4 protein-coding genes are annotated in these 3,664 nt (G+C 75.5%); 2 read left to right on the forward strand and 2 right to left on the reverse strand.

The genetic code is table 11. The features are described from left to right. Positions 1 to 199 precede the first annotated feature (199 nt). Positions 200 to 814 carry a hypothetical protein gene (locus AB0J52_RS31925; protein WP_500186504.1) on the forward strand — a complete coding sequence of 205 codons (615 nt, stop codon included), beginning with the start codon at positions 200 to 202 and terminating at the stop codon, positions 812 to 814. Here AB0J52_RS31925 and AB0J52_RS31930 read toward each other — a convergent pair whose 3' ends face one another. After that, positions 815 to 1,564 (reverse strand): glycerophosphodiester phosphodiesterase, encoded by a 750-nt coding sequence (locus AB0J52_RS31930; protein WP_500186507.1) that lies wholly within the window; start codon positions 1,562 to 1,564, stop codon positions 815 to 817. Continuing rightward, on the reverse strand, positions 1,561 to 2,253 hold the full coding sequence (gene ispD / locus AB0J52_RS31935; protein ID WP_500186509.1) for a 2-C-methyl-D-erythritol 4-phosphate cytidylyltransferase: 693 nt from the start codon (positions 2,251 to 2,253) through the stop codon (positions 1,561 to 1,563). Before ispD ends, AB0J52_RS31930 begins: the two co-directional genes overlap by 4 nt. A 178-nt stretch (positions 2,254 to 2,431) precedes the next feature. Here ispD and AB0J52_RS31940 point away from each other — a divergent pair. Next, positions 2,432 to 3,664 (forward strand): CDP-alcohol phosphatidyltransferase family protein (locus tag AB0J52_RS31940; protein ID WP_500186510.1); only part of this gene is annotated, 1,233 nt, incomplete at its 3' end.

A 3,664-nucleotide genomic window follows, 5' to 3' on the forward strand; every position in this document is an offset into this window, starting at 1 on the left:
GGCGCGGGCGCTCCCGAGTCCAAGGGCGGCGAGTGGACGCAGATCTACGGCGGCGAGACGCGCTGACCGTCTTCGATCCTGCTGATCCCGTTCCCGCCTGATCCCTGCTCCGGCCTGATCGCCGGTCCGGAACCGGACGCCGCGGTGCCGCGTCCGAACGGTCGTCCCCGCTGCCGGGACGCTCCTCAGGAGGTGGCTCATGACCAACGGAGCTCGGCACGCCCTCGGCGCCCTCGTGGGGCTCGTCGCGTCCGCGGTGCTTCTCGGCTGGTTCGCCCTGGTGGCGAACCGCTTCATCGACTGGCGGAACTCGGTGATGCTGCGCTACATCACGCACGGGGCCGGCGGGAAGGGGGTCGTCCTCGTCCTTCTGGTGCTGGTCTCCGGGGCGTTGCTCGCCGGGCTGTGCGCGCCGCGCCTGTCGCCGCTGGCGTCGCTGATCCCCGGGGTCGTCCTGGTGATGGTGAACGCGTTCTGGTTCGTCCAGCCGCTGTTCGTGATGGAGCACATCGCGCGCCCGCTCAAGGACCGCTGGGTGATCGACTACCTGGACATGCTCTCCACCGGCATCGTCCTGCTCGCGGGCGGCGTGCTGATCGCGATGTCCGTCCTGCCGTCCAGGTGGCGCGGGCCGATCACGGACCGGACGGGTCCGGGCATGGCGTTCTCCGGCGTTCCCGGACCGGGGATGTCCGGCCCGGTGCCGTATGGGCAGCCGTCCGCGTACCCGCCCGCGCCGCCCCAGACCCCTCCGCAGAGTCCGCCGCACACCCCTCCGCAGGGCGACCCGCCGCCCGCGCCGCCGCCCGCCTAGCTAGCGGACGGCCGCCAGGACGCCCGGGACGTCGTTGACGACCATGGCGTCCACCCCGGCCGCCGCGTAGGCGGGCGCGGCCTCGGCGGTCGGGCACCAGGCCATGAACGCCAGGCCCGCCTTGTGCGCCGTGTCCACGATCTGGTCGAGCGGACGCAGGCGGCTGTCGGGATGCTCGAACCCGCAGGACGCGGTGTGCACGGCGACGGCCTGGAGGCCGAGCCCGGCGGCGGCCGGGACGCCGTGCCACAGCGGGAACCGGAGCCAGGTCAGCAGGCCCAGCGGGACGTCCGGCAGCTCGTCCTTGAGGAACAGCAGCAGCGACGGGTCGAACGAGGTCACCAGCAGCCGGCGCCGCCGGGCCTCGCGGCGCAGGATCGGGGCGAGCAGCGCGCCGGTGCGCCGGGACGGGGCGTCCACGGCGTCCTCCAGGACGGTCTTGACGTCCACGTCCACCGGGACCTCGGGCGGCAGCCCGTCGAAGACCTCCTCCAGCCGGGGGAGGCCGGTCTCCGCCGCGGTCCGCCCGACGACGAACGCGCCGTCCGGGGTGGTCGGGTCGTGCCGCAGGACGAGGGCGTCGTCGGCGGTGCGGGTGACGTCGATCTCCACCCAGTCCGCGCCCGCGCGGACGGCCGCGAGCATCGAGTCCAGCGTGTTCTCCGCGACGGGCGCGCCGGCGGCGTCCGGGAGCGTGCCCGCGCCGAGGCCGCGGTGGCCGATGACGGCGGGCGGACGGTCGAAGATCATGAATCCTCCGCGGCGAGGTGCTCGGCGATGACGATGTCGAGGGGGTGGGTGACCTTGAGGTTGCGCTCGTCGCCGAGGACGACGGTGATCGGGACGTCCGGCAGGTACCGGTGCACGATCCCGCAGTCGTCGGTGGCGCGCAGCGCCGGGTCGGCGAGCGCCAGCTCGTAGGCCTTGCGGACGGTCCCGAGCCGGAAGGCCTGCGGCGTCTGGAACCGGACCAGCGACTCGCGCGGCGGCATCGCGGCGACCATGCCGCCGCTGACCTCCACGATCGTGTCCGACGACGGCACGCCGACGGCGACCGCCTCGTAGCCGTCCAGCCCGGCGAGGACCCGGTCGATGACGGGCCGGTCGACGAACGGCCGGGCCGCGTCGTGGATCAGCACCCGGGTGTCGTCCGGACGGCCCGCCAGGGCGCGCAGCGCGGCGGCGGACGAGGCGGTGCGGGTGTCGCCGCCCTCGATGACGCCGGTGACCTTCCGGTACGGCGCGACCATCGCGGCGGCGTCGCGCAGGTGCCCGGCGTTCATCACCACCAGCACCTCGTCCACGCCGGGATGCCCGTCGAACGCGGCCACCGACAGGGCGAGGATCGGCCGTCCGCCGACCTCGATGAGCTGCTTGGGGCGGCCCGCGCCCATCCGCTGCCCGATGCCGCCCGCGAGCACCACCGCGACCGTCGCCATGGTCTTCCCTTCCTCACCGCACCCGCCGCGCGGGCCCGGCGGGCCGCTGCCCGGCCCGGGACCGGCGCGCGGCTCGACCCGTTCCGGATCTTTTCTACCGGACACGCCGCTGCGACGCGGACGGTCACTGATTCACTACTCTCTGCCACGACACTCTCCCGACCCGCCGGAGGCGCCGATGACCCTCGCCGTGATCATCGCGACCGGACGGGCCGCCGGCCCGGACCCGTTCCCGGCGGCCGCGGTGCCCGTCCCGTCCGCGGACGGCGGCGTGAGCCTGCTGACCAGGCTCGTCCGCCAGCTGGAGCGGCTCGGGGCGGCCGACCACCGGGTGCTCACCCGGCCCGCCCTCGCGCCGCCGCTGCGCAAGGACGGCCACGACCCGGTCGAGTGCGAGGACACCGCCGCCGACCTGCGCGAGATCGCCCGGCTGACGCTGCGGGCGCGCACCCCGGTGGTGCTGCTGCCCGGCGACCTGGTGATCAGTGACGAGCAGCTCGCCCGGCTCGTCCTGGACGCCCCGGGCCGGCCCGCGACGGCCGTGACGGTGCGGCGGCTCGGCGCGGCCGCGCGTCCCGTCCGGGTGGACGCGGCCGGACGGGTCGTCTCGGCGGGCTCGGCGTTCCACCGGGTGTCCGCCCCGACGGCCGACTTCATCGGCCCGATGTGCGTGGGGGAGCAGCGCACCGTGCAGGCGGCTGGGATCGCCGAGAACCTCGCCGCCCTCCTGGAGACGCCCGGAGCGCTCCCCGCCCCCACGGCCCTGCCGGTCACGCCGAAGGCCGCGTTCCCCGCCATCTCGCCGTCCGCGCTCACGACCTGGACGACGCCTCGCGCGGTACCGCCGCCGCAGCCCGAGCACACCGCCACGGACGAAGGCGAAGACGACGACGCGGCGGACGACTACGACGCGCTTGAGCTGATGCTGGTCGGGCTCGTGCGCGCGGGGGTGCCGGTCACGGCGGAGGCGGCCGTTCCCGAGCTGGTGTGCCGCCGGGCCGCGAGCGTGGAGGCCGCCCAGGCGGCCGTGGAGGCAGCGGAGAGCGCCGACGAGGACGGGGTCCGGCTCCGGGCGGCGGTCAAGCGCGACGACGGCTGGTTCGCGACCTACGCGGTCAGCTCGTGGTCGCCGCTGCTGGTCCGGACGGCCGCCTGGTTCGGCATCGGGCCGAACGCGGTGACCTGGGCCTCGGGGGCCCTGGCGGCGCTCGCCGCGTTCCTGTTCGCCGGCGGCGAGCCGCACGGGATGGTCACCGGCGCCGTCCTGTTCTACCTGGCCTTCGTGCTGGACTGCGTGGACGGCCAGCTCGCCCGCTACACCCGGCGGCACAGCGCGTTCGGCGCCTGGCTGGACGCCGTGCTCGACCGGGCCAAGGAGTACGCGGTCTACGCGGGGCTCGCGGCCGGGGCG

The sequence above is a fragment of the Spirillospora sp. NPDC049652 genome, from assembly GCF_040675125.1.
Taxonomy (GTDB): domain Bacteria; phylum Actinomycetota; class Actinomycetes; order Streptosporangiales; family Streptosporangiaceae; genus Spirillospora.